This window comes from TM7 phylum sp. oral taxon 349, assembly GCA_018127705.1.
Lineage (GTDB): Bacteria > Patescibacteriota > Saccharimonadia > Saccharimonadales > Saccharimonadaceae > Saccharimonas.
The window spans coordinates 671,279-697,454 of sequence record CP072328.1; the positions used below are offsets into that span (position 1 = coordinate 671,279).

Annotated in this window: 23 protein-coding genes, 1 tRNA gene and 1 pseudogene; 12 read left to right on the forward strand and 13 right to left on the reverse strand. The window is 44.5% G+C overall.

What is annotated here, in order from left to right:
• Positions 1–48: 48 nt before the first annotated feature.
• Positions 49–1,521, reverse strand: coding sequence for a PEGA domain-containing protein (locus J5A52_03505; GenBank protein ID QUB37188.1), 1,473 nt, complete (start codon positions 1,519–1,521; stop codon positions 49–51).
• 96 nt (positions 1,522–1,617) lie between these two features.
• Between J5A52_03505 and J5A52_03510 the strand changes: the two genes are divergently transcribed.
• Complete coding sequence (locus J5A52_03510; GenBank protein QUB37189.1) at positions 1,618–2,673, forward strand: hypothetical protein; 1,056 nt, start codon at positions 1,618–1,620, stop codon at positions 2,671–2,673.
• A 127-nt stretch (positions 2,674–2,800) separates the two neighbouring features.
• On the opposite strand, the gene J5A52_03515 is transcribed toward J5A52_03510, so the two are convergent.
• The gene (locus J5A52_03515) at positions 2,801–3,196 is read right to left on the reverse strand and encodes a hypothetical protein (protein QUB37190.1); all 396 of its coding nucleotides are present in this window, start codon (positions 3,194–3,196) and stop codon (positions 2,801–2,803) included.
• A gap of 32 nt (positions 3,197–3,228) precedes the next feature.
• Between J5A52_03515 and J5A52_03520 the strand changes: the two genes are divergently transcribed.
• A complete protein-coding gene (locus J5A52_03520; protein QUB37191.1) occupies positions 3,229–3,795 on the forward strand; it encodes a hypothetical protein in 567 nt (188 codons plus the stop codon).
• Positions 3,796–3,831: 36 nt separating this feature from the next.
• Here J5A52_03520 and J5A52_03525 read toward each other — a convergent pair whose 3' ends face one another.
• From J5A52_03525 to J5A52_03545, 5 genes are all read right to left on the reverse strand, one after another.
• Positions 3,832–4,554, reverse strand: a complete 723-nt coding sequence (locus tag J5A52_03525; protein ID QUB37192.1) for a succinylglutamate desuccinylase/aspartoacylase family protein — start codon at positions 4,552–4,554, stop codon at positions 3,832–3,834.
• Positions 4,547–5,092, reverse strand: coding sequence for a TIGR00725 family protein (locus J5A52_03530; GenBank protein QUB37193.1), 546 nt, complete (start codon positions 5,090–5,092; stop codon positions 4,547–4,549). Before J5A52_03530 ends, J5A52_03525 begins: the two co-directional genes overlap by 8 nt.
• Positions 5,093–5,107: 15 nt before the next feature.
• Positions 5,108–5,398 carry a phosphoribosyl-ATP diphosphatase gene (gene hisE, locus J5A52_03535; GenBank protein QUB37194.1) on the reverse strand — a complete coding sequence of 97 codons (291 nt, stop codon included), beginning with the start codon at positions 5,396–5,398 and terminating at the stop codon, positions 5,108–5,110.
• Positions 5,399–5,407: 9 nt separating this feature from the next.
• A complete protein-coding gene (locus J5A52_03540; GenBank protein ID QUB37195.1) occupies positions 5,408–6,289 on the reverse strand; it encodes an ATP phosphoribosyltransferase in 882 nt (293 codons plus the stop codon).
• A gap of 645 nt (positions 6,290–6,934) precedes the next feature.
• Positions 6,935–7,075 (reverse strand): hypothetical protein, encoded by a 141-nt coding sequence (locus J5A52_03545; GenBank protein ID QUB37196.1) that lies wholly within the window; start codon positions 7,073–7,075, stop codon positions 6,935–6,937.
• Positions 7,076–7,696: 621 nt separating this feature from the next.
• On the opposite strand from J5A52_03545, the gene J5A52_03550 reads away from it, so the two are divergent.
• A complete protein-coding gene (locus tag J5A52_03550; GenBank protein ID QUB37197.1) occupies positions 7,697–7,810 on the forward strand; it encodes a helix-turn-helix domain-containing protein in 114 nt (37 codons plus the stop codon).
• 1,177 nt (positions 7,811–8,987) lie between these two features.
• On the opposite strand, the gene J5A52_03555 is transcribed toward J5A52_03550, so the two are convergent.
• From J5A52_03555 to J5A52_03575, 5 genes are all read right to left on the reverse strand, one after another.
• A tRNA-Glu gene (locus J5A52_03555) sits at positions 8,988–9,062 on the reverse strand.
• Positions 9,063–9,085: 23 nt separating this feature from the next.
• Positions 9,086–9,478, reverse strand: a complete 393-nt coding sequence (locus J5A52_03560) for a response regulator (protein ID QUB37198.1) — start codon at positions 9,476–9,478, stop codon at positions 9,086–9,088.
• Between the two features lie 13 nt (positions 9,479–9,491).
• Positions 9,492–11,045 (reverse strand): HAMP domain-containing histidine kinase, encoded by a 1,554-nt coding sequence (locus tag J5A52_03565; protein QUB37199.1) that lies wholly within the window; start codon positions 11,043–11,045, stop codon positions 9,492–9,494.
• Positions 11,036–12,160 carry a DUF3048 domain-containing protein gene (locus J5A52_03570; protein QUB37200.1) on the reverse strand — a complete coding sequence of 375 codons (1,125 nt, stop codon included), beginning with the start codon at positions 12,158–12,160 and terminating at the stop codon, positions 11,036–11,038. Before J5A52_03570 ends, J5A52_03565 begins: the two co-directional genes overlap by 10 nt.
• A 389-nt stretch (positions 12,161–12,549) precedes the next feature.
• Positions 12,550–14,019: a glutamate--tRNA ligase gene (locus J5A52_03575; protein QUB37201.1), complete on the reverse strand. Its 1,470-nt coding sequence runs from the start codon at positions 14,017–14,019 to the stop codon at positions 12,550–12,552.
• A gap of 734 nt (positions 14,020–14,753) precedes the next feature.
• Between J5A52_03575 and J5A52_03580 the strand changes: the two genes are divergently transcribed.
• Entirely contained in the window at positions 14,754–15,626 is an 873-nt protein-coding gene (locus J5A52_03580) for a replication-relaxation family protein (GenBank protein ID QUB37202.1), read from the forward strand.
• Positions 15,627–16,005: 379 nt separating this feature from the next.
• Here J5A52_03580 and J5A52_03585 read toward each other — a convergent pair.
• A pseudogene (locus tag J5A52_03585) lies at positions 16,006–16,726 on the reverse strand (IS1595 family transposase).
• Positions 16,727–18,042: 1,316 nt separating this feature from the next.
• Between J5A52_03585 and J5A52_03590 the strand changes: the two are divergent.
• The 8 genes from J5A52_03590 to J5A52_03625 all read left to right on the forward strand — a co-directional run bounded on the left by J5A52_03590 (position 18,043) and on the right by J5A52_03625 (position 26,118).
• Positions 18,043–18,873, forward strand: coding sequence for a hypothetical protein (locus J5A52_03590; GenBank protein ID QUB37203.1), 831 nt, complete (start codon positions 18,043–18,045; stop codon positions 18,871–18,873).
• Positions 18,874–19,815: 942 nt separating this feature from the next.
• On the forward strand, positions 19,816–20,193 hold the full coding sequence (locus J5A52_03595; protein QUB37204.1) for a helix-turn-helix transcriptional regulator: 378 nt from the start codon (positions 19,816–19,818) through the stop codon (positions 20,191–20,193).
• Between the two features lie 652 nt (positions 20,194–20,845).
• On the forward strand, positions 20,846–21,181 hold the full coding sequence (locus J5A52_03600; GenBank protein ID QUB37205.1) for a TrbC/VirB2 family protein: 336 nt from the start codon (positions 20,846–20,848) through the stop codon (positions 21,179–21,181).
• A 47-nt stretch (positions 21,182–21,228) separates the two neighbouring features.
• Positions 21,229–22,626, forward strand: a complete 1,398-nt coding sequence (locus J5A52_03605; GenBank protein ID QUB37206.1) for a type IV secretion system protein — start codon at positions 21,229–21,231, stop codon at positions 22,624–22,626.
• A complete protein-coding gene (locus J5A52_03610; protein ID QUB37207.1) occupies positions 22,623–23,120 on the forward strand; it encodes a PrgI family protein in 498 nt (165 codons plus the stop codon). The genes J5A52_03605 and J5A52_03610 overlap by 4 nt, the downstream gene beginning before the upstream one ends.
• On the forward strand, positions 23,092–23,769 hold the full coding sequence (locus tag J5A52_03615; protein ID QUB37208.1) for a hypothetical protein: 678 nt from the start codon (positions 23,092–23,094) through the stop codon (positions 23,767–23,769). Before J5A52_03610 ends, J5A52_03615 begins: the two co-directional genes overlap by 29 nt.
• Complete coding sequence (locus J5A52_03620) at positions 23,729–25,513, forward strand: ATP-binding protein (protein QUB37209.1); 1,785 nt, start codon at positions 23,729–23,731, stop codon at positions 25,511–25,513. Before J5A52_03615 ends, J5A52_03620 begins: the two co-directional genes overlap by 41 nt.
• A gap of 89 nt (positions 25,514–25,602) precedes the next feature.
• Positions 25,603–26,118: a CHAP domain-containing protein gene (locus tag J5A52_03625; GenBank protein ID QUB37210.1), complete on the forward strand. Its 516-nt coding sequence runs from the start codon at positions 25,603–25,605 to the stop codon at positions 26,116–26,118.
• Positions 26,119–26,176: the final 58 nt, after the last annotated feature.

Consider the following 26,176-nt stretch of genomic DNA (forward strand, 5'->3'; position numbering starts at 1 on the left):
CACAGTACACGTCTAAGATACCGTACGGCTAACGCGTAAGCTAAACTACTATTCCGTCGTCAGGGACAATCGCATCAAACGCACCGTACCGGCAGCTTCGTCGCGCGTGAAATAGTAGAAAAATTTATCATTGCCGGCAAGCAATGTCGCGGCATAGCTTGCGTTGCGGGCAAGCGTCTGCATGTTCGTACCGTCGTAATCCATAAATTCAACCGTACCATCCGCCGTACTCAGCAAATGAAAATCGTCAAGCCAACCAATTTTAGCATTTAGCGCCGCGGACGGAGCTACAGTAGCAATCGACGATAGTTCTAGATCGTACGTCACAATGTCGCGTCCGTTTTGAATGTAGACAAAACGCTGTTCACGCGGCGAGAAGCCAGCGAACGCGACATCTTTTGCAAGTGACAGTTTTGCAATCATCTTACTCTTGACAGTATCCATAGAATCGCTGCTTGGCAATTCAGCGCGATATACGGTCGCGCTATCACCCGCCACAACCAGCTGATAAAGTTCATTATAATAGCTCGCAATCGTATAGCTAAGACTGCGACCGGACATATTTGTAAATGTTTGCACTGTTTTAGCAGTGAGTTTATCTTTCGACACATAGCCAACAGTGCGTATGCCACTAGAGTCGGCGTACGTAGCATAGCCAATCCAACCATTGTACGCCACGACAAGCGAGCTTGCATTTGTAACGAGCGGGCCAGACAACGTAGATGTCGATAAGTTCAAGCGGCGAATATCGTGATTCATCGTGAGAACGTAAGCGACGTCACTGTCGGTCGGGTCGTATTGAAACTCAGCGATAGAAATGCCAAATTCGGTAGATAAGTTACGCGCAGGATCGCCGCTATCTTTTGATACAAGCAGGTATTCAGCCTTGTCAGCATCGTACGTATGCAGCACGAGCACTCGCTTGTTTACATAGTCCCAGCCGGCAAGCGAGAAGCGATCTGAACCGGCAGTGCTCGATACAGTAATTTTATCAGCCGGCACCGCTACTGAGCTGTGCTCAACACCGGTATCATGTACGCGCGAGAAAGTGACTGTCGGCTGCGTATCGTTTTCAATCACCGCGAAACGCGAGCGGTCGAAGCTCGCCATGGCGCTCGCAATACTGCCATATGTCGCCGCAGTTTCGATCTTCGGGTCGGTCGGCACGAGCCGTACGTAGTTAAGCCACAGAACCGCGCCCGGCTTAACTGTAGCTTGCTTTTGCCAGGGCTTATAGCCGTCGCGCGATACCGTAACAGCGTGATTACCAGCTGTCGCAGTGATCCGTGTCGCCGTGCGGTTCGACAGCTTAGCTGTGTCCAACTGGATTTCGGCACCGCTCGGACGCGAATTAAACTGAATCATACCGCCTTGTTCAAACCGTCCGTCAAACTGATTGTAACGATATCCAAGCGCGATAAACAACGCTACTACAACAAGTCCAAGCGTCGTCAATATCATCACTGCGTAAGTGAATGTTAGCCTCAGACGCAATTTACGCTTAGAATCGTATTCATACATAGCTTTCATTTATTATATCATTATTACTTTCGCCATTTGTGTATAGCGCACCGCGTGGTATGATAAGTATAAGCATATAGCGATAGAGGATAGGGTATGAACAAAAAAGTAAGTATTAATGGAACAATCTACGACGCCGAAACTGGCAAAATTCTGCACGTTGAACGCAACACAAACGTACAGAGTATAACGTCACGCCGTGCGATTGATATTCATGTTCGCCCTCAGCGCTCGCAAACGTTACAACGCCGCTATGTTAGTAAGGCTAAATCGATCAACGGTATAAAAGCGTGCGCTAAACCCGCCGCACGTACTACGTTCCCGACAGTACAAGAAACTGCGCCACGTATAACAGCACAGCCGCGAGCTCAATCACACCCAACAATCCAGAAACATCGCACCGTGAAACGCACACCGCAAGCGATCACACACCCACACGTTACACACTTCGCGAAAGCGACACCCGCACACGCACAGGTTCAAGCGTTGACACAGCAAACTACACCAGACGTTGCACCGATGCGGCACGCGATGATACAAGCAGTCGAGCAAAAACGCCAAATGAACGCCGCCGAACAAGCGCGTATCGTACTGCCGTCCCACGTAATCAAGCAGCAAGCGATTGAGTCTGCCACTAAGCAGATGAAACCGCGCTCAGAACGCAAAGAAATCAAGCAGCCAAAAAAATATTCAAAATTTCGCCAATTTGTTAGCACGGCAAGCGTCGCATTCGCCGTCATGTTGCTTGGCGCGTATTTTACGTACTTGAATATGCCAGCGCTTAGCACGCGCGTTGCTGCTGCGCAAGCAGGGATTAACGCAACATACCCAGGTTATCAACCAGCAGGCTATACGTTAAACGGACCAGTTGCATATGACAAAGGCAGCGTTACAATGAAGTTTGCGTCAAACGGTAGCAGTGAGACATTTACGCTCGCACAGACTAAATCAAACTGGGACTCAAGTGCTGTACTCGAAAATTACGTCAAACCGACCGCTGGTCGCAAGTACAGCACCGCCACTATCAACGGCTTAACGATTTATACTTACAACAGCAACGCCGCATGGGTAAATGGCGGCATATTATACACTGTGCAGGGTAGCGCACAGCTCGCACCAGATCAAATAGAACGGCTGGCAGCGAGTCTATAGCTAAAATTACGTGGCGTATTACCTACATTACAATAATGCTTGAGTTTCCGCAAATTTTCACAGCACTCCTAATATCGCCTATACCTAAACAAGTAAGTTCTCAAAAAACGCCAAAATATATAAGGAATCATTTCCCTTTTTTGATACGTTGAATTGCAATATCAACATAAGAATCAATTCCTCCACGACGATCTGGAACTTCAATTCTCGCCCTGCCAATTACAGCTGATCGTCCAAAATCCCTAAGCGCAACATGGGTCATAGCTGTCGCTATAGTACGATACGCTACGTTTTTTTCATGAAGCCTAAGTGCTATTCCGCTTACCATTGATCCAAAATTCGACAGATTACCTTTTGGTAAATTAGTACGATTTGCAAATATGTCGTCCAGCCAAACGAGACCTGATGCTTGTAGCTGAGGCCGACTATTATTGAGCCAATGAAGCATTGCAGAGTTGTCACTATAACGCTCATTAGCTATTTCTTCTAGCGTACCAGACCAAGCAATCGCAGCAAGCGTCAAACGACCAAGCATATCTCGCTCAATATACCAACTTGTCGGGTGAGTCTCGCCCTAAAGATATAAAATTACGCGCAGCAGTTGGTATAGCAGCTAGTGGAGGAGTATGGGAAGGTATTGAAAAGACCTACGAGAAAACAGGAATTGAAGTAGGATATCTTACAAAAGTTAATGCAAGTCCCGAAATACCTGGAAAATCCTTAGGTATGGCACTACCTGTATCACGAGATCTAACCTTATTTGGCGGACGTGTAACAAACCTAAAAGGTGGACTTCAGTTAATCCACCCTTACATGTTACCATTCTCTAAACCTATGCCGAGCATCATTCGGCCCGAGTATCAGATTGAGGCTTCGCAAAAGTTACTTGAATTTAGCAAGGTAATTGTGAATACAATTGAAGAATATTCTGAAGCCGTTCTTCGCATAGGAGACCTTATAGACAAAAATACAGGAATACCATACACAACTCTAAGATGTCTCAATGATACCATGTGTATGCCAACTTATGATGTGTCTTTGGCTGACTACTTAGACTATTCTCTTGCAATCCTTAACGAAAATAAGGATACTATACTGCAAGAGTGTTTAGCAACAGATTAAGGATATACAACGAAGACTTTTCGGTACGTCTCTGCGTTATATAGACATTTTATCGTTCTCGGTTTTCTCCATCTTATAGCAAACAATACCGCTATATTCGTTAGACAGGAACGGATAAAACGATTCGCCGCCTTTTTCTGTTAGCACAAAATCTCTAAGAGCTGGGTCGTGTTCGCCATACAATTTGCCATAGACATTGTAGAACTCAACATTTTTATCGCCGCAAACTTCCTGACCGTTCCGATTCGCTTCTATAAATCGACGCACCGCAGCGTATGTTAGATCAAATGTCCTTTTAGTACCTTTCGGCCCGCATTCAAATTCTATAGCCGGCACAGGCATGTGCTGAGCTAACGGTCCGGCAATTTTTGACTTTTCCGAATACCACACAACATTACGGCTCAATCCCGCCGATTTTGCTAATCTAATATTTTCTTCTGTAGGGTAAGGTATGATTGTAACGATGCCGCTGTCTGTTTTTGTCCCGTGAAGATCAATCACGACATCAAACTTTTTACTGTATTCAATTAGCTCTGCTGCGCGGCAAGCTTCATATACGGGACTATTAATATCGCCTGGAGCACTGCGATTAAGATCCTGTTCGACGAAACGCGTGTTGGCCGCAAAAGCCTTTTCGTTTCCTATAATCCAATCATAGTCGTATTTTTCCTTAGGTAATTCTTTCTCAAGTTGCCGCATCACCTTAACGCTATCTCGTTCATTACCATGAGTAGCAGCGATAAATAGAATTTTACGCATATCGCCTCCTATATTCAGCAGCTGCCTCAAAGGCTTTTTTGACCGCTTCTTCTGGCGACGCTGCACCGATTGTTAATATTCGATTACGAGTGTCGAGGTATTCATCAGCAAGTTTATCGGCCCAGCCCCCGTAGCCTGCTAGTGCTACCATCGGGATATCGGCCTGATAGGCGATAGCTAATTCGGTGAGTGTGCCTGAACCACCGCTTATCGCGATCACCGCATCGCAACCAGTTACCAGTACGGTTTCTCGACCGCCGCCGCGTTCCAGTCCGCAGGGGATGATAATGTCAGCATCTTTCTCCCAAACGTCTTTTCCTTTGCCATATGTGATGCCAACCGTTAATCCGCCAGCATCTTTTGCACCGCGACATGCCGCCGTTGACAGGGAATCGCTATCTTTTTCGGCTCCAAAAAACAAGATCCCGCCTTCTTCGGCTATTAACCTGCCGGCTTCGTATGCCACTCTTTCAACTTCTTTGCTATATTTTAGATCGGCCGCCGAACCCATTACACCGATTTGAAATTTTCTTGCCATGTTTCCTTATCTCCTTTACTTTATTAACTTATTATCGTGACGTTCTTGAAGACGCCTCTCTATATCGGTAATCTTAATGTCTTTTGCAACTAACAAAACTAAGAGATGATAAACCAAATCGGCAACCTCGCCAATAAATTCATCGTTTTCATCATTCTTTGCAGCGATTACAACTTCAACTGATTCTTCGCCAACTTTTTGGATAACCCTATCTAGACCTCTGTCGAGTAATTGTTTTGTGCAGGACGTGCTTTCATCGCTATTACGCCTGCTCTCTATGATTTTGTATAATTCTCTAATTGTCATACATCCTCCTTATGCTATGATTTTTTCAATCGATGACACGAGAATCCCGCGCGCGCCAAGACTTTTCAATTTGTTAGCCACCTTCCAAAAATCATCTTCATTCATGACTGCGTGTACTGCCAGCCAACCAGGCTTCGTTAATTCCACTACGGTTGGAGCATCAAGTCCAGGGGCGATATTTTTAATTTTATCGATATTCTCTTTGGGTGCGTTCATCATAATATACTTCAAATTCTTTGCAGCAAGTGCCGACTCAAGACGAACTAGCATCTGAGCAATTAGATCTTCCTTGTCTTTTGAAAGCGTCTTTTCGTTTCTAATAAGAACGGCTTCGGTTTCTAGAATTGTTTCTATGGGGCGTAGGTCATTTAATAAAAGAGTGCTACCGCTAGCCATTATATCAACAATCGCATCTGCCACCCCAAGTGCAGGTGTAATTTCAACCGATCCAGCTATCACAGTAGTTTTAATGTCAATACCGCATTTCGCAAAATATTTTCTAGTCGTGTTTGGGAAAGTTGTAGCAATTATTTTTCCTTGCAAATCTTTAATCGTAGTAATATTTGATTCTTTAGGAACAGCGGCAACAAGCTTACAATAGCCAAATCCCGGACACAGAACTTCACGCGTAGCAGTAGCTCCAGCTTCACGCAAAACATTTTGGCCAACAATGCCAATGTCTACAACGCCGCGCTCTATATAGCCAGGTATATCATCGTCGCGGCAAAACAAGATTTCAACTGGATAATTGCGGCATGCAGCAAAAAGTCTACGGCCATACACCTCGAACTCAAGACCCATCATCCTTAGCGTTCTCAGAGAATCTTCGGTAAGCCGTCCATCTTTTTGGATAGCAATTTTTAAGTTTTCTTTGTTTAATTTCTTATCCATGATAAAAACCTCCTCAGGCACAATAAATCTATATTATTTACCCAAGGAACGAGAGATCAAAAAAGAGACCTCCCGCGGTCCCATCCTTATTCTATGATTCATTACTGAATTATAGCGCTCAGTACCGGCTCTACGAATGGATCGCGATTTCGGTTGTGTAACTTTACGGCTTCACTCCCGTGGTGTATTTTGACACCCAGCTCGTTCCGGCGTGACTGGAACTCAGACGCTTTATAGTACGTTATGAATGGTAGCAGAGTGTCTAAAACAAGTCAACAATCTGTCTCGGCCAATCCTATTGTGCGGTGAGTTCAGCAGACGTTTAAGCGAAGGTCAGCTTACACTCAAATCTTTTTTTCTAGTTATACCACGGAGTGTTGAACCAGGGTTCACCCAACCAACCCGTAAAGCCATAGTAAACCGTAGGAATGCTATTGGGCTGGCGAGCAGTTCTGGCTGGTTAGCTCTTGCCATCCATTCTTGGCAAAGAGAGTCTAGCTGTCTCGTCAGGATTCTTCCGCCGAACAGCTTCCCGAGCATACCGCTTTGTCACGCTCCAGACATTCTCTCCTTGGTTGGTACTGGCAAAGCACCCTTTGCTATGATTCCAACTCTCATGAGCGTAGCCAAGTAGTTCTTAGCTCGTCATACGCCCCACCATTTGTCACTCGCCACTAGGCTGCCTGCTACGATGTAATCCTGAACAAATTGTTCAAGCGATTGTCTATCCCCGGCTGCCGGTAATGCGTAGGGCAATGCGCCCAGTCGTAGTATCTTTAGCGCCAACTACGATGTGCTGAGGCTGTTTGGATCGCCTCTTGCCAAAGTAGCTTTCATCTACTTGTACCACACTCTCCAGCATGGTGGTGAGCTTGCTGCTGCCAGGCAGTTGCTTGCGGAATCGGGTAAACTAGCGCCGAACAGTAGTATAGCTTACGCTAGCTAATAGGTATGACGTTTCCGTTGAGCGTTTTGTTTGCTAGCAGTAGAGCAGGATGAACAGAGCTGCCGGGGACTTAGCTTCATGCCGTATAACCAACTAGCCTGGTAGCTGTTAGCTGGTAGCTGTTAGCTGGTAGCTGGTAGGCCGGTATTTCTTGCGGCACAGTTTACACCACAGATATTTGTTGCAATAGTTTTCATGAAGACCCTTATGGCAGCGAGGACAAGATGGAGAAGGGGGCGCGCCGCGAGGGCGTCATACCATCAGGACGTCGCTCACTCATTAGTAACAACATTATACACTATATTGTTAATACTGTCAATGATTATCCTCCATTAACCCCTCAACCGCAAAGGATAAGCTCAATAAAGACACGTTTCAATTTTAGCCCCGTGGTTTAATGGATTTTTGGAAAGTCTAATATAACCGGAAAGGGCGTTAGAAACGCGTCTAACAACAAGCATATGCAACTTTGCTACGATGAACGTATAGTTATCGAGAATAGGTTAAAGAATGGCGAATCATACGCTGCCATTGCCAAGCCGCTTGGACGCTCAACCAGTACTATCTCTCCGTGAGGTTAATAGCTTTATTGAGGAGCAAATACAAAGGCTGCCCGGGTCGAAAACGGAATAAGAATAGACAGCCGCGTTACTATACCGGCCATTGCCAGCCTAGATAGCCCGCAAGTACCGCGGGCCCAAGTTATGGTTAGTACCATTCGTAAGGCTAAAGAGGGCGTTAAAAGGCACGGCAGAGGCTACATAGCAAGATGTATAGCTATTAACCCATACCGAGCGCAAGTCCGGATTAGGCTCTATTAGTTTAGCTATTGGCTGCAATGCCGCCAGTATTACCAAACAAACCAAGGTGGATATTGAAAGAGTCTTTAGCAAAAGTAATGTTGCCACCATTACTTACGGCAATGGGGGCTGAGTTTAGCAGCTGGCCGTGCCACTTGAGAAAACACTGGCTGCAGATATTTACTTTGCTAACCCGTATAAATCCAGCCAGCGCGGCAGGAATGAAAACTTTAATGGGCTAATTAGAGATTTTTATCCTAAAGGCACTGACTTCAAAAAGCTTACGGCTCTAATGTATATTAGACTTAGAAAATCTATTGAACAACAGACCCAGAAAGCGTCTAGGCTACTTAACCCCGCTTGAAGTCTTTAAGGCAAATTGTTGTGGTTAGGGTGTTAAGTTAAGCAGCTCTAGTCTCTATAATAGCTGCAGAGGAGATAAATATGGGAAAATAAGATGTTTTGTAAGCCTTGATTACGATAACGATGCTACACTTAAAAACCTTTTAATCGGTCAGGCAAAGTATGAGGGTTCACCATTTGAGATTGCAGATTAGTAAAAGCTCAACTTGGCGCGATGAGGTGCGAACGCGCATTCGTCACTCGGACTTAGTTATTGTAATCTGCGGCAAAAAATACGGACACAGCAGTTGGTGTAGCTACCGAACTATCATCGCACAAGAGGAGGGTAAGAACTACTTTCTGTTGGGCGGCTACAGCAGCGGGGCAACAAAAAGTTATATGTACTTTTTTACTGGACAAAAAGCAATCTTGCAAGAAATATTCAGCTTGAACCTATTTTTGTATAACAAAACCCCATCCAAACACCCACTAGCGCGGGCTCAAAAAACCATTTTCCAAAAAAGGGAAGTGGTTTTTGCCTTTGGCAGGAATTAAAAACCAATCAAAAAAATCGCTCATTTGGGCGACGATTTAGATTTCTACTCTGAATTGGTGATCGTACCGGGAATCGAACCCGGATTGTCAGGATGAGAACCTGATGTCCTAACCGTTAGACGATACGACCTAGCGCTACCTACTATACCAAAACTACTCGCTTGTGTCTACCAATGAATTGCCAATTTGCTGGACGATCTCAAGCAAACGTCGCGGTGTAATTTCTGCCTTTACAAAATATGCGTCAACATTATGTTCTATTTCTTGGCGCGTTTCTTCATCTTGGTCAAAGTTTGTCATGACGGCGACATGCGAATGCTTTGCAACCGGGTGCTTCTTAACCTCGCGCAAGATTTCCTGTCCGCGTAGTTCTGGTAACATGATGTCAAGTAGTATTAAGTCGTACGCCTTGTTGGTTGCCATCACTAGCCCGTCACGCCCGTCAATTGCCCACTCGACGTCGTAACCCGCTTGACGCAGACTGCGCACATACATCTCGCCGATGAATCTGTCATCTTCAATCATTAAAATTGTTTTGATCGCCATATCGTAGCTCCTTTTACCCCGAATAGGTTGCATGATTAGTAATTGATTCGCCATGTCGCATAACGAGTGCCGTATTAACTTGTCCGTTTGCCCGCAAAGTCTCGGCAACGCTGGCATAAATCGGTAACGTAAACGAGAACGTTGAACCAACACCTTCGGTGCTTGATACGCCAATCGTACCGCCATGGCTTTCGATAATTGCTTTACAAATGTACAATCCAATCCCTGTGCCTGCAACGGTTTCACGCGAACGGTGTGAACGATAGAACTTGTGAAATAGATTATTAACAACGTTTGCTGGCATGCCGATACCGTTATCTACGACTGAAACTTTTACGAACATACCCTCAACAGCAGCGTTAACACGCACGATACCACCGTTATTTGAATATTTTATACCATTATCAATTAGATTTGATAAAACTTCGCTAATACTTGACGGGTCAGCAGCGACAGTCGGTAAATCTTCGGGGATATCAACAACAAGTTGACGGCGTTGTGATGAAGCGCGTAAGTTCATGTCGTCGCGAATTGTTTGGTAAATGCGCGCGAGCGATTCTTCGTTAAGGTGGATCTTTAGGTGCCGTCGGTCGTATTTACTTGTGTTCAGAATATTGTTGATGTAGCCGGATAGGCGGTTGCCGCTAACAATGAGGCGCTGGAATAGCTCTTTCTGTTCAGCGGTAAGCGTATCTTCAAGTTCGAGCGATAGTACGTCTAAATAGCCGCGGATGACTGTAATTGGACCGCGTAATTCATGCGCTGCAAACGAGATAAAATCTAGCCCGTCGTCTTCCGGCTGGTAAATGTCCGATTCGTCGTATGCCACTAGGACAACTTCAGCAGCACTCCCTTGCTCAAAGTTGGCAGTTACATTGAAGATTCGCCGGGCTTCGTCACCAATGATTTTATTTGGTACGCGCAGCCAAGTTTGCTGGGCATGTACTGTATTAGTCTCGCAAGCGGTAAGCCAGTTTGTGAAATCATCTGGTTCGTCAAATAATAATTCTAATCTGAGAGCGCCCTCTTTTGTTTGCTTAACGGGCGCTGCGCGATTAGCGAACGAAATCTCGCCGGCAGTATTCATAACGACGATGCCGGCGTTTATTTGGTTAAGTGCAGTAAGTAACATTTTATAGCGCTGCGACATGCGTGAATTGTCAGCATTAGCGTTGTCGGCAGAGTTGTTCTCGTAAATATAAAGGAGCATATCATGAAAGCCGTCTTTAGCGTAACGCGGCAAGTTTGGATTACCGAGCGGCTGGTTAACGGTCTGTCCGGCGGCGCGCGCAATTGCAGTCGCTAAGTCGCGCAAGGGTGTCAGCAAAAACAATACTAAATAAATGTTCAGGGCCACTGACGTTATAATTGTCGCGCCCATCGTGATGGCAAACGGTAGCGTGTCAATGTGCGCACCCGCCACAACAAGCGCTCCGCCGACTACTAGCACGACGAGTAACTGTGCGAGGATCGAAAGCAAAATTGCATTCCGGCGGTAGATTCCCCAATAATCGCGCATCTCGGCGACACGTTTCGGCGCATGATGTACATTTTTTTCTAATGCCACGCGACGCCTCCTCCACTATTTGCCACCGCGCCTATCCAGGTTTGCCCGCGGTTAAGCGCAATCTCTTTGCCGCTGGCGTCAAAAAAGCGGAGTGGTTCAGCGCGGCTGCCTTTGCGCCATGTTGCTTCAGCGACTGTTCCATTTTGGAAAACATGCGCTACGCCGCTCCCGATCGTGACGATACTTTGCCGCCAACCGTCTTCATACACAGTGGTCTCATTGACGCGCATAGCAATGACAACGCTCGGCGCAATGCGACCTTCTTCACGGTCGTTGCTAACCGCGCCGCCAATGCTACGCAGGTAGGAATTGCTTGCTTTATCGTAATCGTAGTGCGTGTTGTAAAGCGGGCCGCTGAAGTTGATATCAATACTTGCGGCATTTGGTTGTTCGCTAGCCGTACCGTCGGCGCGCATTTGGCCGGAAAACTGCGAGTTTTTGTAGCCTTTTGCGGTGTTGAGTGCATCAAGTTTTTCAAAGTTCGTGTAGACGTTATGCGGTGCATAGCGATCGCGAGCACGCCAATAACTGCCACCGTTGAAGAACTGGTCGATATCGCGGTAGCTGCCGTTGCGAATTTCTGCGAGTGCCGCTGCGCTGCCGCCGACATGGGCGACGCTCGCTTGGTATGGTGCAAGCCAATCAACATAATACATGCGCAGGCTGCGAACCGGTCCAACTAAACCCGGTTTGTGCTGTTGGTATAAACATAAAAATCGCGTGATACCCCCTTCGGCGATCGCTTCATATACGACCTCTGCCTGCTTTAGCCCGGATTGCGGACGTGAGTCCGGTGAATTTTCAATCATCACCGCAGTGACCGGTTTGGCGGCAGCGGCTTCGTCGGCAACCTCTATTCCATTGAGCTGCGAGTAAAATTTTGTCGGCTTAGTTTTCTTTTTACGTATAATTGGCGTGTGGTCGGCTTGTACGACAGGCGGCTGATAGGTTAAATAAAATGCCGTCGCACTGCCAATAAAAATTAGAAGCACACCGCAAATCAATATCGTCACCAAGCGGTGGCGTTCAATAAACGCACGAAACCGTTTGATCTTGCCTGGCTGTTGCTTAGCAAGCAGCTTGCGGCTGAGTTCGGTTGATTTTTTTGCGTCCATGCTTATGGTTATTATAACAGATTGCGTACAGTACCGTGGTGTTTTAATTGTAATACTTGCGGCTTGATATCTTTAGGTCGGAAAAAGATAACAAAACTATTGCTAATTTCATATAACTGATAAAAAACGCAACTGAGCACCGATCTATATAGCGTTAAAAGCTAAACGCGCTATCGGATGATAGTGGTCATATTGAACGCTTAAGCCCACCCACGCGTCACGTTTAATTCAGAGACTGGCAAAGACTATTTTGCCAAAACGGCAATTAACTGGAATTTAAATATTTGCGTTGGAGACGGTTTTATTGTTTCGTTAACAAAAGAGAACTTCCTTACCACTATCCGCCCGAATGCCCATCAACAAAGACAGATATACATATATCATTCACGTTAGAATGACGCTAGTCTCCTGAGCGTTGTCTCTTTACCGAGTAGCGCGAGGGTGTCGTTTAGCTGCGGGCTGAATGGCGCCCATGTAGTAGCAATACGGACGAGACTAAACAAGATACCAGGTTTTTGACCAGTTTTTTCTAGTAAATCATTGAGACACTGCTGGATTGATTCCGGTGTCCAATCGGCGAGTGCAATGAGTGCGTCATAGGCAGCGCGTACGAGGGTTTGGCGCTCGCCAGACGAAAGTTTTTTAAGTTGCTTATTTGTCTCGATGAGCGAGTCGTCACGCGCAGGTTCTTCAAAAAAGTAGCTGGTGAGCCGAGGCAAGTCGGTAAGCGTTTTTAAGCGGTCTTGCGCCAGAGCAAGGACGCGCTTTTTATAATCTTCACTAGCCTGCGCTGCAGCGGGTGGCCAGTAGGCGAGAGCAGCCGCAGGTTGTTTTGACGATTCGTTACCGACAGGATTGCTCACTCGCGTATACAAATCATCCAAACTCAAGCGCCGGATCCACTGTCCGTTCACCCAAAGCAACCGCTTTTCGTCGAAGCGCGCGCCGGATTTTTGCACGCGGCTGAGGCTGAATTTTTCAATTAGCTCGTCGCGACTGAAGATTTCTTGCTCAGTGCCATCATTCCAGCCCATGCTTGCGAGAAAATTCAGCATCGCTTCGGGCAAAATCCCATCAGTGCGATAGTCGGTGACGCTTTTTGCACCGTCGCGTTTACCGAGCTTTTTTTTGCCGTCGGGAGCCATGATGTGCGGTAGACACGCTAAAACCGGCGGCGTCAACTCAAACGCTTCATATAAGCTTAAATAGCGTGGAATCGACGATATATACTCCAAACCGCGAATGACGTGTGTGATGCGCATTTCAGCGTCATCTACGATGTGTGCAAAATTGTACGTTGGGTAGCCGTCGGCTTTGATAAGAATGAAATCATCAAGTGCTTCTGATCCAGCAGATAATTCACCCATTACCGGATCGTGCCAAACGTAGCGCTTAGGATGTGTGACCTTGAATCGTAGTGGCTGTGTACCGTCCCATGCTGGCGGATTTTCAGGGCGGTAATCGCGATATAAAAACGCTTTTTTGGCGGCACGCGCTTTGTCGCGGAAAGCCTGCACTTGCTCCGGGGTGTATGGATCTGCATATGCCAGCCCCTTGTCGATTAACGTTTGCGCCCACGTACGATAGATTTCGAGTCGCTCGGACTGGTGATAGGGACCGTACTCGCCGCCGCGCCGCGGCCCTTCGTCCCAGTCAAGCCCTAGCCACTCAAGTGTATCTAAAATTAGATCTTCCGCACCCGGCACGAAACGCGCACGGTCAGTATCCTCAATGCGCAAAATAAACTTACCGCCCTGTTTCCGTGCCAAAAGCCACGGAAACAATGCTGCGCGGACATTGCCGACATGGATATAGCCCGTCGGGCTCGGTGCAAATCGCGTACGAATAGTTGTTGTCATATAGCTAAATTATATACCATCAAACGGATATTTACATACCTAAATTTTACTGAACGCCCCGTTTTAACTTACTGAATCTGGCTATTCTCTTAGCCTAAAAACACCGTATATCGATATCCGGTATAGTTTGTCTATTTTATCTCTGTTGTGTGTTGTTACTTTTTCTCTCCTTTCTTATATATAATATATAAGAAAGGAATAATGAATAAGTATGGAGTAAGTAAGTAAAGAAAAAATAAAAAAATAAAGAGTAAAGAGTAAAGAATAAATATGAAGTGAGTAAATAAATAAAGAAATAAAAGAATAAGTATGAAGTAAGTGAAGAATTAAATTATTAATTAAAGAATAAATAAGAAGAATAACTAAATTATTAAATAACTAAGAATTATAAAAAAGAAGAGTTTAGATAAGAAGTTTAGATATGATAGGAATGTGAAAGTTAGTAAGTATATATACATACATACGTACGCGAATAAGTGAGCGAAAGGTAAGTTGGTAAGCTAGTAAGCTAGTAAGATAGATAGATAGATAGATAGATAGATAGATAGATAGATAGATAGATAGATAGATAGATAGATAGATAGATAGATAGATAGATAGATAGATAGATAGATAGATAGATAGATAGATAGATAGCAGGCTAGTTAGTAGATAAGCAGATGGATGAATGAGTAAGTACATACCGTACGTGAGTACGTGAATGTAAGCGAATGAGCGAGCAGGTGAGTAAGTAAATGGGTAAACAGGCACATAAGCAGACGAACAATAAACGTTTAGTACTTAAGAAAGGGCAGATAGCTATACTTGAGGCGTTGTATGAGTGTAGGTTTTGCAGTTGCAGGTTATTGGCAGATAGGCTTGGTATTACGTCGGGCTCAAGTTTGCATGAAAAGTTGAATGTACTAATGAAGCATGGGTTTGTAGATAGGCGGTATGATAAGAGCTTTAGATTGCGGGGTATGCCAGCAGCGTATTATGTAACGCCAAAAGGGCTTAGACAGCTGCAGCTAATTCATGGCAGAGAACGCGTTACCGACGCTATCGTTAAAGCGGGCTACCGGGATAGGGTTGTTAGCCAGGCGTTTGTTAATCATACGGTTAGAGTATGCGCATATATCAATCAATTGCAGCATAGGTATCCGCTATTAGAAGTATTGTTACGGCGCGAAATGATGCTCTATAGCTATGTTCCAGCTAATCCGCCTGATGCTTTCTTGTTGCTTAGAGTAAATGATGGGATACGGCAGTTTTTCTTTGATGTTGTATCTAAAGATATGCTACCTAGCACTATCAACCGCCGTATAGTAGGGTATATGAGCTTTTTTGATAGCGGAGGCTGGAATGAAGCAAACAGCGATATGCCAAAGCTTCTATTGCTACTTGAAGATACAGCCATGAAGAGGCGCCTAGAGCGTATTGCCCGCGCTATACGGAGCCGGTTTGACCTAGATGATGAAATAGAGATATACATTGCAATGGCTGAGGATTTACTAAATGGAGATACTGCTATTTGGTTGAGTATTGATGAGACTAGCGAGCCTGATGGTTCTGGCGGTTCTGGCGGTTCTGGCGAGCTTCTTTCTTTGGAGGGGATTGGAGGTGAGTGAGGTGGTGGGTGGAGCGAGTTGATTAGTTAGTGCTATATCTAATTTACTAGGGTGTTCTGGGCTAGATTAGGGCACCTGTATGAGCCACTATCTGAGCAGACTCTGTTGTTGAACGGTGCAAAATGATATTGTTAAACATTCACGAAAGAGGTTGCCCGGAAGAGAAAAGAGGCTTCTATACGAGAAGGTTCCAGTGGAGTTGCTCCAAGAAATACCGCCAAAACCAACAAACCAAGGAAGAACAAATCGCAGACTAAAGAATTGTAAATTGGACACAAGAGCAAGGCTTAAGTCTCAATATGACAGTTAACCTCCTGCTCGGGTATGCGTTTAACCGAGTCGACGAGGAAAATAAGAAATGGTTCAAGCCTACTTTAGCCTAGTCACTCGCTTCCTTTCGTAGCATCTTAAGTAGCTCATGGTACATATCTTTATGTCTCATATTATACCTAAATTCACACTCTTTGAGATGTAAGTTGAAATAGTCTTTTCTTAAGCCTCGTAGCTTGGTTAGACGCACCTTTGCTAAGCCCCAAAAGTTCTCTATGCCATTGATATGGTTCTTTTAGGATTGTTTTTATTAACGAATTCATTATTACCATGATTTACACGGGTAGTGACGCTTATATCCCCAGTCAACTAACCCGTCATAACTACGCCAACCATCACTGTAGATAGTACTATTCTAGCTGTACTTTCATTCGTACAATCTGCTTTAGAGTCTCTTAGGCTAACATGAGGTATAGGTACTAAGTACTATTTGGGTATATACCTTACCATGACGCTTTAATAGACCAAAGACAATAATCTTAGTCTTTGTTACTAGCTCTACGGAGACTATGTATATCATGTGCGCTACGTACTCTACGTGGTCCAAAATAACTTTCATCAATCTCAACTTCGCCAGAGAGTGGCGAGGTGGCCTCGCAGCGCTTGGCGATAACGGTTCGAATATGCGTCAGAATGCGATTGATTGTATTGCGGTTCACGCCGGTTAAAGAGGCTATTTGAGTAGCCGTGATATCTTCACAAAATAGCCTAACAATCTGCCTGGTTTTAGCCTCTGAAATATGTGAACGTTTTAGATACCTATTCCTCATCTGTTATTTAGTATAGATGATGGGGTTAAAGTAGTCTTGAACCATATTCTTAATACTGTATTGCTTTAGATATTGCTTCAAGTATTGCTTAGGAGATAGATAATTAAGTGGTCTCATAGCTCGGTTGTTGGTTTTGTCCTGGTGTCTTTTGAGTCGCTTTCTGAGGCTTTCTTCATCTGTTATGAGGCGGTTTAGTCTGATGATTTCAGAGTAGAAGAGTTTCTGGTCTTCGCGGTGTGATCTTTCGGCTTTGCCGTTGTGTTTTGGGGTGTGCGGCTTGATGCGTTTTAGCTTTACGTTTAGGCGCCGAGCAGTTATTTCGAACATGCTGTGGTTATCTTTCTTGCCGGCAATAAATCCTTTAGTAAATTCTGTACCGTTGTCGGTTTGGACGCATTTTATCTCTATTCCCAGCGCTTTAAACCCGGGAGACTACCTGGCATAAGAATAAGCTTGATGTATAGGTATTATGCTCACGGTAACCGCATAATATGCGGTACCGTGAGTATTCATCTATGGCTGTATATATTATGGCTGCATACACAACTGTAATATTGATACAACTCGGTAACTCGGTTCTTTGATACTTTACTATAGACTCTGGAGATAAGTATTCCTTTGGTACATACTTGACGTCTATCTCGAACCTGCTCAGCCTGGATAGTCCATACTCTCATACTTTTTCATACGGCTTAATTTCTCTTACAAACATCGGAGAAGCTTTAGGGTTTGGGTTTGAATTGAACTTGGATTTGTAGGTATCTTTTATGCTTTAAGGCCTTTAGAACCTTGAGGAGGGTTGGTTGAGTACGAGTATAGCCTCGACTCTCAGAGTCTAATCCAGAGGTCCTGTAGACTCTAGAATTAGGGTTTCTTCTTCTCATATCTCTTATTAGCTTTATCTCTTCTTGCATATGAGAGTTTGGATGGGATTTAGGACGTCTAGCTTTACTGCCTAAAGCTCTAATATCTCCATTACTTTCTATATATGCTTTCCGCTAACGATAGATGCTAGAAGGAGAAACATGGCAATTAGCTGCCGCTCTTTGCACGCCAAAACGCTCGGCGTATCTAACCGCCGACAAGCGATAACGCATTTCCTAGAGTTATACTCAAAAAAATGCCCCCTTTTGTTAATTGGTTTTACAACTTTAACTATACAGGGGACATTTTTACGTCTATTCATTTTATACGAGACATTCTCATATGTTTGTTAAGCTAACACCTAAGAATTGCTGGTATTATTTGGGGGGTTGCTATCATACGCCAAATACAGTAAACTAACCCTAACAACCATAAGCGGGGGGGATAGGCAGATGGTATCTAAACAATCTGCAAGCAGAGCAAAACAAAGCAACGCCAAGAAATCACCCGCCAAGCAATCACAGCAGAAAAAGACAACAACAAAGCATCCATTCATCGCTGCTCTTGTTAAAGTTATCCTTATAGGCTTATTAATAATCATTATACCCTGGGTAGGAATACCATTAACCCTGAGCGTCATCTTTAATATAACCGAACAAAGCCAATCAAAAGGCGTACAAGAACAAATGGTACAGTCTCTGCAGGAACGTTATCATGAAGAGTTCATTGTCGAGAAACCGAAACTAAAAGGAGCAAGCATAGATACGCGTGGCGTATGGGAAGCTACTGCTTACCCTACGAAAAACAAGGAATACGTCATCACCGTAGAGAAAGGTGACTCTGAAGACTCAAAGCCGTACGATAACTACATTACTATTGTCTGGTCTAAAGCTGCAACCAGGCAGATCCAGCCAATGATTCAGAACCATTCCGTTGGAGCAGTACATGTCAGAGCCACTCCCGACGATAAAGCATATTCCACTGCACAGCCAACCCCGGATAGCTACCTTGATTTCTACAACAATCGCCCGCAAGACCTAAAGTACTATATCTACATCTCCTACGATGGCGAACAGAAAGACATGAGAGCAGTAGCAGAAGAAGCCTTTCATCTTGTTACGTTAGCGCGTGAGAGAGGGATGGGGGATATGATGATCTATTACGCAGAAGTAAGAAAGGATGGGTCAAAGTGGGGTGGATATTGCAGCTCTACGGAGATAAAGATGACGAATATTGATGATATATATGTGTGTATAAAGAATAAAGACTTAACAGACAGGTAGGGGGGTAAGACTGATGAAGGACATAGAGTATCTAAATCTATCAGCGTTAGCATATGTTGACTTTAATCGCAATGACAAACGACATTCGGTACAGTCAGCTAAAATGGAACGAGCGTAAACTTTAGGTATGTTAGCGGGCCTTTGAATAGTTCAGAATGGTTGGCTCCCAGCCATCCATTCAGAGTTATTTAAAGATTTATTAACATATCTACGGGTTAGGACTGTTTTAGGTTGGGTGACTGAACCGTAAATATGATCCCATTTGCTCCTTTAGACAGGTATGGTAATATACAAACAGTCTGAGAAGTAGTTCAGCTACCCGCATAAGACTTCTTTCGGTTGAGTGTCAGATGCTCCCGAGAGATCAAGACGTCAAGAGTTGGCGTCTTGAGGCTCAAAAGAAGGAGGAGGACTTGGATATCCTCAGTATTCTTGTAGTCGTAGTGTACATCATCGTTACGCTACGAGCCGCTTCAAACCTGCATGAGGAAATGGAGGCACTAAGGCAGAAAGAAAGGGAGGAGGCCTCCTCTGGCAAGGATTAAATATTCTTGCCCTACAACCCCGCACAACCAGTACGGGGTACTTTCTTTGGAGAACACGTTACGTGTATATACCTATCCGCACCCTTCGGCATACCATACCACATGGGTAGCGCATCGGCGATAAGCAGTGCACTACCTTATGCAATTATAGTTGTATTCATCTCGCTGTTTCATCACGACAACTAGGAGCGATACGTCTTGATAAATAAGTCAGAATGTTATGGAAACATACATAACATTGACTATCCATGTAATTCATGCTATTATTCCGCCCAGAGGGAGCTGTTTAGAGTCAGCTACAGACACTCCGAGGGTAATCCTTGGAGTGTTTTCGATAGTAGGCAATTAATCACTACGAGCATAATAGCCTAAGCTATCTTTCTGAAGAGAAAGCCTTATGCGCACACCCGAATATATAAGACTAAGCTTGGAAAGCGACATAGTAAGCCTTTTGGCTCATAAGTGGACGTTGCCGGTTGTGAATGCGCTTCAAAACAACATACTACGCTATAGCGCAATTGAAAAAGCATTACCTTCCATCACACAAAGAGCATTGACGTTAACATTGAGAAGGCTTGAGCGAGATGGCTTTATCTACCGCCATGTCCACCCAGTTATACCGCCACAAGTAGAATATAAGCTGACTCCGCTTGGACTTGATCTTTTAGAATTATCAGCGGCTATATTAGAATGGGCAGATACGCATAAGCAAGAAATTAAACGCGCACAAAGATTGTACGATCGTCGCAATAAGGTCAATCGCAAAATAAGATAACCGGCAATCTTCTAGAATATCTCCAGCAAGGCAAGGACAACCTGTCGCTCCTTATGATACTATGCCGTTGCACTCGTTGGCACTATTCCTCTCAAAAAACTTACCTCAAAGTTTTTTTAACATCCAGTTATATATCGTTGGAATATCGTATTCCAAATTGCTAAATGTCTATCACGAAATCACGGAAACTACACTAAAACCGTACGCAAGTGACTTAGCACTAGCACTATGCGTATCGCCCCAGGACTATAGGCAGGACGTGCATTCGTTCTGCTTATAGGAAACATGGAACCTCTTGAATAGTCGACACTAGTTGAGCGAATAGTACAGGGAAGCGGCACGGATCACAATGAGCGATATACCGCTTGATAGCAAAGGCATCTTTTCAGGCACTTATTTTTTATTTTTTAAGTTTCAAAATATACGCGTATGCTAAGCATTCATGCAGCACTGACCTCTAGTAACAGCACGGTACTTTTGTATAGTTACCTACAAAGAGTGTCATAAGTATATCAATTTTCGGTTCTTGTATTTTCTTTATGTATCGTAAATAGTTTGTAGTAAGTGAATGTGGAGATGTTGCTCGGTACATCATTTCTACCACCACATGCAAATATAACACTTTTTAATAATTCTGGGAGAATAGCATAGCATGAAAAAGATATACTATTTTGCGACAGGACTTATCGCAATTGAGTTGCCCTTCTTGTTGCCTGAAACAGCATTCGCAGCATCTTCCGGAATTGCGCAAGTTGAAAACTTTTTTAAAAACGTATCCGGAACGCTCGCCAGCTTCGTCGGATCAGTCGGCGTTATCATTTTAATCATCGGCGGTTATATGTATATGACAGCTTCAGGCAGCCCCGAAAAACTTGACAAAGCAAAGAACACTATGAAATGGGCGGCATTCGGTATGGTGATCGTCATTGGCGCAATCGCACTCGCTAATATCATCGTATCAATCTCCAAGCAATCATTCGGAAGTTAAATGGCACTAGCATGAGAGATACACTAGGCGCTCTAGGCGCAAATTTAATGATATTCGCAGACATATCCGACGCAATCAAAACAGTGCGGGAGTGGGTCATTCCAACCGTACAGAGTATTGCGAGCCTTGCATCTATCGCTGCTGTCTTGATACTTACCTACGCAGGCTATATTTACATGACGAGCACTGGAAACCCTAAACGTATTGAATTAGCTAAGAATATTGCAAAAAAGGCAGCGATTGGACTCGTAATTATACTTTCTGCGATAACGCTCGCTTCTCTCATTTCAAATGCCTACAGCGCACCACAGAACCCGGCCGATGCGGCAATGCCGAAATTGCAGGCTATCAAACAAAAGAATGCGAATAACGGTTTGATCGAAATAGTAATAACGACAGTTACGGGATTTTTGCTGAAGATCGTTAATGACTTAGCGTCGCCATTTCTCGGCGCACTTGATTTCTTTACAAGGTCGACACCAACCATGGCAAACAACAAAAGTGTTTTCAATTTCTGGTTAGCAATTATAGGCATCGCTGATGTGTTATTTATTCTCATACTTGCACTGATTGGTTTTCATATCATGAGCGCATCAGCACTTGGATTTGCCGAAATCAATCTTAAAACTATATCACCACGCCTTCTCCTAATATTCGCCCTTATGAACTCGTCGATATTTTTAATCGACGGTATTATCGCACTTTCTAACGTACTCGTTAAGGCTGTTGGGCAAATATCCGGAACTGATTCTGTTTGGATGACACTAACCGGTGTGGTTGAGAATACCTCCGGGTTAGGACTGGCCGCGCTTGTTATTATGATCACGTTTGTTTTCTTCGCGGTAGTATTGCTCGTATATTACGTTATGCGCCTTGTTACGCTTTATCTTGGCGCAGTGCTATCGCCGGTCGTTATATTATTATGGCTACTGCCCGGTTTTCGCGATTTTGCCGAGACATCGTTCAAAACCTATTTAACGACGATTTTCGTGTTATTCGTTCATGTTGTCATACTTCAATTATCGGCATCGTTATTTGCCGGCATGGCAGTTGTTTCCGGCGGCAATAAACCAGACACACTCATGGCGATGGTAACAGGTATCGCAACGATTGTTATGATCCTCAAAGCGCAAAGCACGATGATGCAGTTTAGCTATGTCAGCATTGGATCTCGCAACATTAAGAAGCTCAGCGGCACATTCATTAACGGCGTCAGCCACCTTACGGCAAACACACGCAGCGCTGTAAACACTATCCGCTCAAGAACCGATGCTATTAAGAAAACTCACATGCCAACAAACACGAGGACACAAGCCGTTCGCGCTAGCAAAATACAAAATACCACCTATGACAACAAGAGAAAGACAGCTCCAAAGAGCAAGGAACCAACGATACAAATAATTCGTACGCCAAGCCGCGCACCAAGTAAGGACAGAAAGAGATGAGAACAACCATTGTACCAGCTCAAGTTACAACCGTCGAAGACCGAATCTTTGCCAACCTCTCTCTGTCGCAAGTTATCCTTTTATTTATCGTCATTTTCGTATCTGGCGGCGTGTTTTTATTTGCCGAGCCAGCAATGGAGGGCGCATTCTATAAATACAGCATCATAGCAATTATCGGGGCAATTTGCGGTATTCTGGCAATCCGAGTAAAAGGTACGATTATCGGATTATGGTTAGCGGTCATTATGACGTATAGTTTGCGACCAAAATATTATGTATACGACAAAAATGTAACAACACTACGAAACACGCACATAGTCAAGAGAGTGATACATTCAGAGCAGAAAGAAGAGGTAAAAATCCCCGAACAGCCTTTAAGTGTTCCTGCTGCCGTCAAAGTTCTGGCAATAATAGAAAACCCTGAGGCCAAATTCCGTTTTGAAACCAGAAAGAAAGGAGGTTTTCGTGTTCGGTTCATTGAAATTAAAAAATAAAAGTAGCGCACGCAACCAAATTGCTATAAGAGGCGTACATAGCGATATCCTCATACTGCCGCATGATGAATATCGCGCCATTTTAGAGGTAACAGCGCTCAACTTTGAGCTGCGAAGCGACGAAGAGCAAGACGCAATTATCGACACCTACGAGAGTGTCCTAAATTCAATCGGCATACCATTGCAAATCTTAATACGAACACGCGAAATTGACATGAATAAGTACCTTAACGATATACAGCAACGATCAAAAGGAGAAAACAATGAAGCTTATCGGAAACAGCTCAAAGATTACGATACGTTCATCCGCTCTCTTATCACAGATAACAAAATCCTAACGAGACATTTCTATATTGTTGTGCCATACCATCCAACCGACAGGGAGGGGCGGGGCGATTTTGAGTTTATTATAGAGCAGTTAAGATTACGCGTAGATATTGTTTCAAAAGGCATAGCAAGACTCGGCATGCACGCCTTTCGGCTCGATAACCTTAAAATACTTGATCTATTTTATAGTTTTTACAGTCCAGCGCAAGCTAAGATACAGCCGTTAACTGAGCATGTCCTGCAGAAAGTTCACACAACGCTCGTACAGAAAGGAAGAGAGCATGAAAAACCAGTTGCAAAAGGTTATACGCGCAAAGCATAAATTTACCGAAAAGATAGTCGCTCCGATTCGCAAACGGCAACAAATGCGCGTTGAACAAGCGAACGAATTAGAGATTTTGTTTGGCGAGCAAGACGCAATCGATACTTTGTCATATGCCGGGTTAGAGGAGAATGCCGACTACCTCTGTATTGACGGTGAGTACATCCGCACACTTCATGTATCCGGTTACCCATTCGTTGCTCATTCTGGATGGCTAGATAATCTTATCAACTTTAATTACAATAACGACATTAGCATACATCTCCATGAAATGAGCGCGCTGTCGGCACTGCCAAAACTTAACCGCAAGATTACCGAACTTGAAAGCACTAAGCGTGCGATGATCAGCGAGGGTAAAATCGTCAGCTCAGAGATTACCGACCCGCTTGAATCGGCAATTGAGCTACGCGATAAGATCCAACGCGGTCAGGAAAAACTGTTCCAAGTTTCAATTTACGTTTGCGTTCGCGCCACGAGCCTTGAGGGGCTTAACAAAATAACGAAGTTATTGGAGGCTTCTTTTTCAGCGCGTTTGTTTTACACAAAAGTCGCACGCTACCAACAACTAGAAGCACTGCAATCTATTTTACCTCGCGGCAAAGACCAGTTAAAACAAATGCGCAACCTGGACAGCTCCTCGGCGGCGCTAACATTTCCGTTCGTGTCATCTGAGCTTGTGCAAGAATCCGGCATTCTATACGGCGTCAATAAATCAAATAACTCACTCGTTATTCTTGATCGCTTCAGTCTGCATAATGCTAACTCAATCACATTTGCGCAGTCAGGTGCCGGTAAAAGCTATACGACAAAGGTTGAGATACTACGCCAGCTTATGCAGGGCACGAAAGTGATTGTTATTGACCCGGAACGCGAGTACAAGAATCTTGCGCAGTCAGTTGATGGCACGTACATTAAATTATCTACAAATAGCCGCGATAAAATAAATCCTTTTGATCTCGCCGCAACTTTGCACGACAACGACACGCTATCAGAACACGTCCAAGACCTCACTGACGTCATCAGGCTTATGGCAAAAGATCTTGATAAATCCGAAGAGGCAGCAGTAGACCGCGCCATTCTCCAGATATACAAAGAAACTAAAGAAAGCATGCAGCCGCGGTTGCAAGATTTATATGCCGAGCTGCACAAACTTGGGCAGCTGCAGCTTTGCGAACGACTTGAAAAATACATCTCCGGATCACTGGCTGGCGTCTTTAATTCATATACAAACATCAAACTTGATAGCCGACTTGTTGTATTTGACATTAGAGATATGGCAAAGTCTCTACGACCCATCATGATGATGATTATTTCTAATTTCGTCAAGAATCAGGTCATGGTTGATCCGCAAAAACGCCTGCTGGTAATTGACGAAGCATGGCTACTGCTCCAACATGACGAATCAGCGCGTTTCGTCACTAGCCTAGTACGCCGAGCACGGAAGTACTATCTCGGCGTATCAATCATTTCACAGGATGTCGATGACTTTCTCAAAAGCGAATATGGCCGTGTTATCGCATCGCAAAGCGCACTGCGCATTCTTCTCAAGCAGGATACGACAACTGTCAAACAAGTAGCGGCTGAGTTTGGCTTGTCTGAGTATGAACGCACCTTCCTATTAACCTGTGGACGCGGTGATGCGCTGCTAATTGCCGATCAAAATCACGTAGCAGCGAGCATCGTTGCAAGCGACAAAGAGCATCCACTTATTACGACAAACCCGGCAGAGATATACGCGCCATGAGTCCGGCAATACTCTTTCTAAGTATCCCCAGGTGCAGCATTAAGAAACTAATGGCGCTATTGGCTATTCTACTATTCGCCCTGCTACTTATGCCTATTGCTGTCATGCTATCGATCGGAACACCAACGTTAGATTGGCTCGCTAAAAAGCCTGATGCAAAAACCGCCGAAACGCACGGATTCTATTCCGGGCCAATCATGCCCGACAATACCTACGCGTGGGGTAATTGCACATGGTGGGCATATGCTATGCGAAAATGGGCTGGCAGCCCAATTCCAAACAACTGGGGTAATGCTAATACCTGGGACGATAACTCCCGCAGGCAAGGCTATATCGTTAACCACACGCCAGCCATTGGCGCTATTTACCAAACCGATGCCGGTGACTATGGACACGTCGCCTACGTTATTGCTGTTAATAATCTAACCGGTGAATGGACAATTTCAGAAATGAATGCACCGACGCTAAATGTCGTATCGCAGCGTACATTTTCTAAAGCAGCGGCTAAATCGTATACGTTTATCCATAACAAAATAGGAGAACAGCCATGGACACCCAACCCAATTACTTCGCTACCGCCATACAATACTGGCCTGCGGCTGTAATATTTATCATCGCTACCGCTAGTATAATAGGGCTGTTACTGATAATAAAACTCGCATT

Coding starts and splice junctions, on each gene's coding strand:
- J5A52_03590 (QUB37203.1), top strand. CDS start 18,043: ATGGTATCTAAACAATCTGCAAGCAGAGCAAAACAAAGCAACGCCAAG.
- J5A52_03525 (QUB37192.1), bottom strand. CDS start 4,554: ATGCGTAAAATTCTATTTATCGCTGCTACTCATGGTAATGAACGAGAT.
- J5A52_03620 (QUB37209.1), top strand. CDS start 23,729: ATGAAAAACCAGTTGCAAAAGGTTATACGCGCAAAGCATAAATTTACC.
- J5A52_03595 (QUB37204.1), top strand. CDS start 19,816: ATGCGCACACCCGAATATATAAGACTAAGCTTGGAAAGCGACATAGTA.
- J5A52_03550 (QUB37197.1), top strand. CDS start 7,697: ATGCAACTTTGCTACGATGAACGTATAGTTATCGAGAATAGGTTAAAG.
- J5A52_03540 (QUB37195.1), bottom strand. CDS start 6,289: ATGGATAAGAAATTAAACAAAGAAAACTTAAAAATTGCTATCCAAAAA.
- J5A52_03570 (QUB37200.1), bottom strand. CDS start 12,160: ATGGACGCAAAAAAATCAACCGAACTCAGCCGCAAGCTGCTTGCTAAG.
- J5A52_03575 (QUB37201.1), bottom strand. CDS start 14,019: ATGACAACAACTATTCGTACGCGATTTGCACCGAGCCCGACGGGCTAT.
- hisE (QUB37194.1), bottom strand. CDS start 5,398: ATGACAATTAGAGAATTATACAAAATCATAGAGAGCAGGCGTAATAGC.
- J5A52_03560 (QUB37198.1), bottom strand. CDS start 9,478: ATGGCGATCAAAACAATTTTAATGATTGAAGATGACAGATTCATCGGC.
- J5A52_03530 (QUB37193.1), bottom strand. CDS start 5,092: ATGGCAAGAAAATTTCAAATCGGTGTAATGGGTTCGGCGGCCGATCTA.
- J5A52_03510 (QUB37189.1), top strand. CDS start 1,618: ATGAACAAAAAAGTAAGTATTAATGGAACAATCTACGACGCCGAAACT.
- J5A52_03625 (QUB37210.1), top strand. CDS start 25,603: ATGCCTATTGCTGTCATGCTATCGATCGGAACACCAACGTTAGATTGG.
- J5A52_03610 (QUB37207.1), top strand. CDS start 22,623: ATGAGAACAACCATTGTACCAGCTCAAGTTACAACCGTCGAAGACCGA.
- J5A52_03580 (QUB37202.1), top strand. CDS start 14,754: ATGGGTAAACAGGCACATAAGCAGACGAACAATAAACGTTTAGTACTT.
- J5A52_03605 (QUB37206.1), top strand. CDS start 21,229: ATGATATTCGCAGACATATCCGACGCAATCAAAACAGTGCGGGAGTGG.
- J5A52_03505 (QUB37188.1), bottom strand. CDS start 1,521: ATGTATGAATACGATTCTAAGCGTAAATTGCGTCTGAGGCTAACATTC.
- J5A52_03600 (QUB37205.1), top strand. CDS start 20,846: ATGAAAAAGATATACTATTTTGCGACAGGACTTATCGCAATTGAGTTG.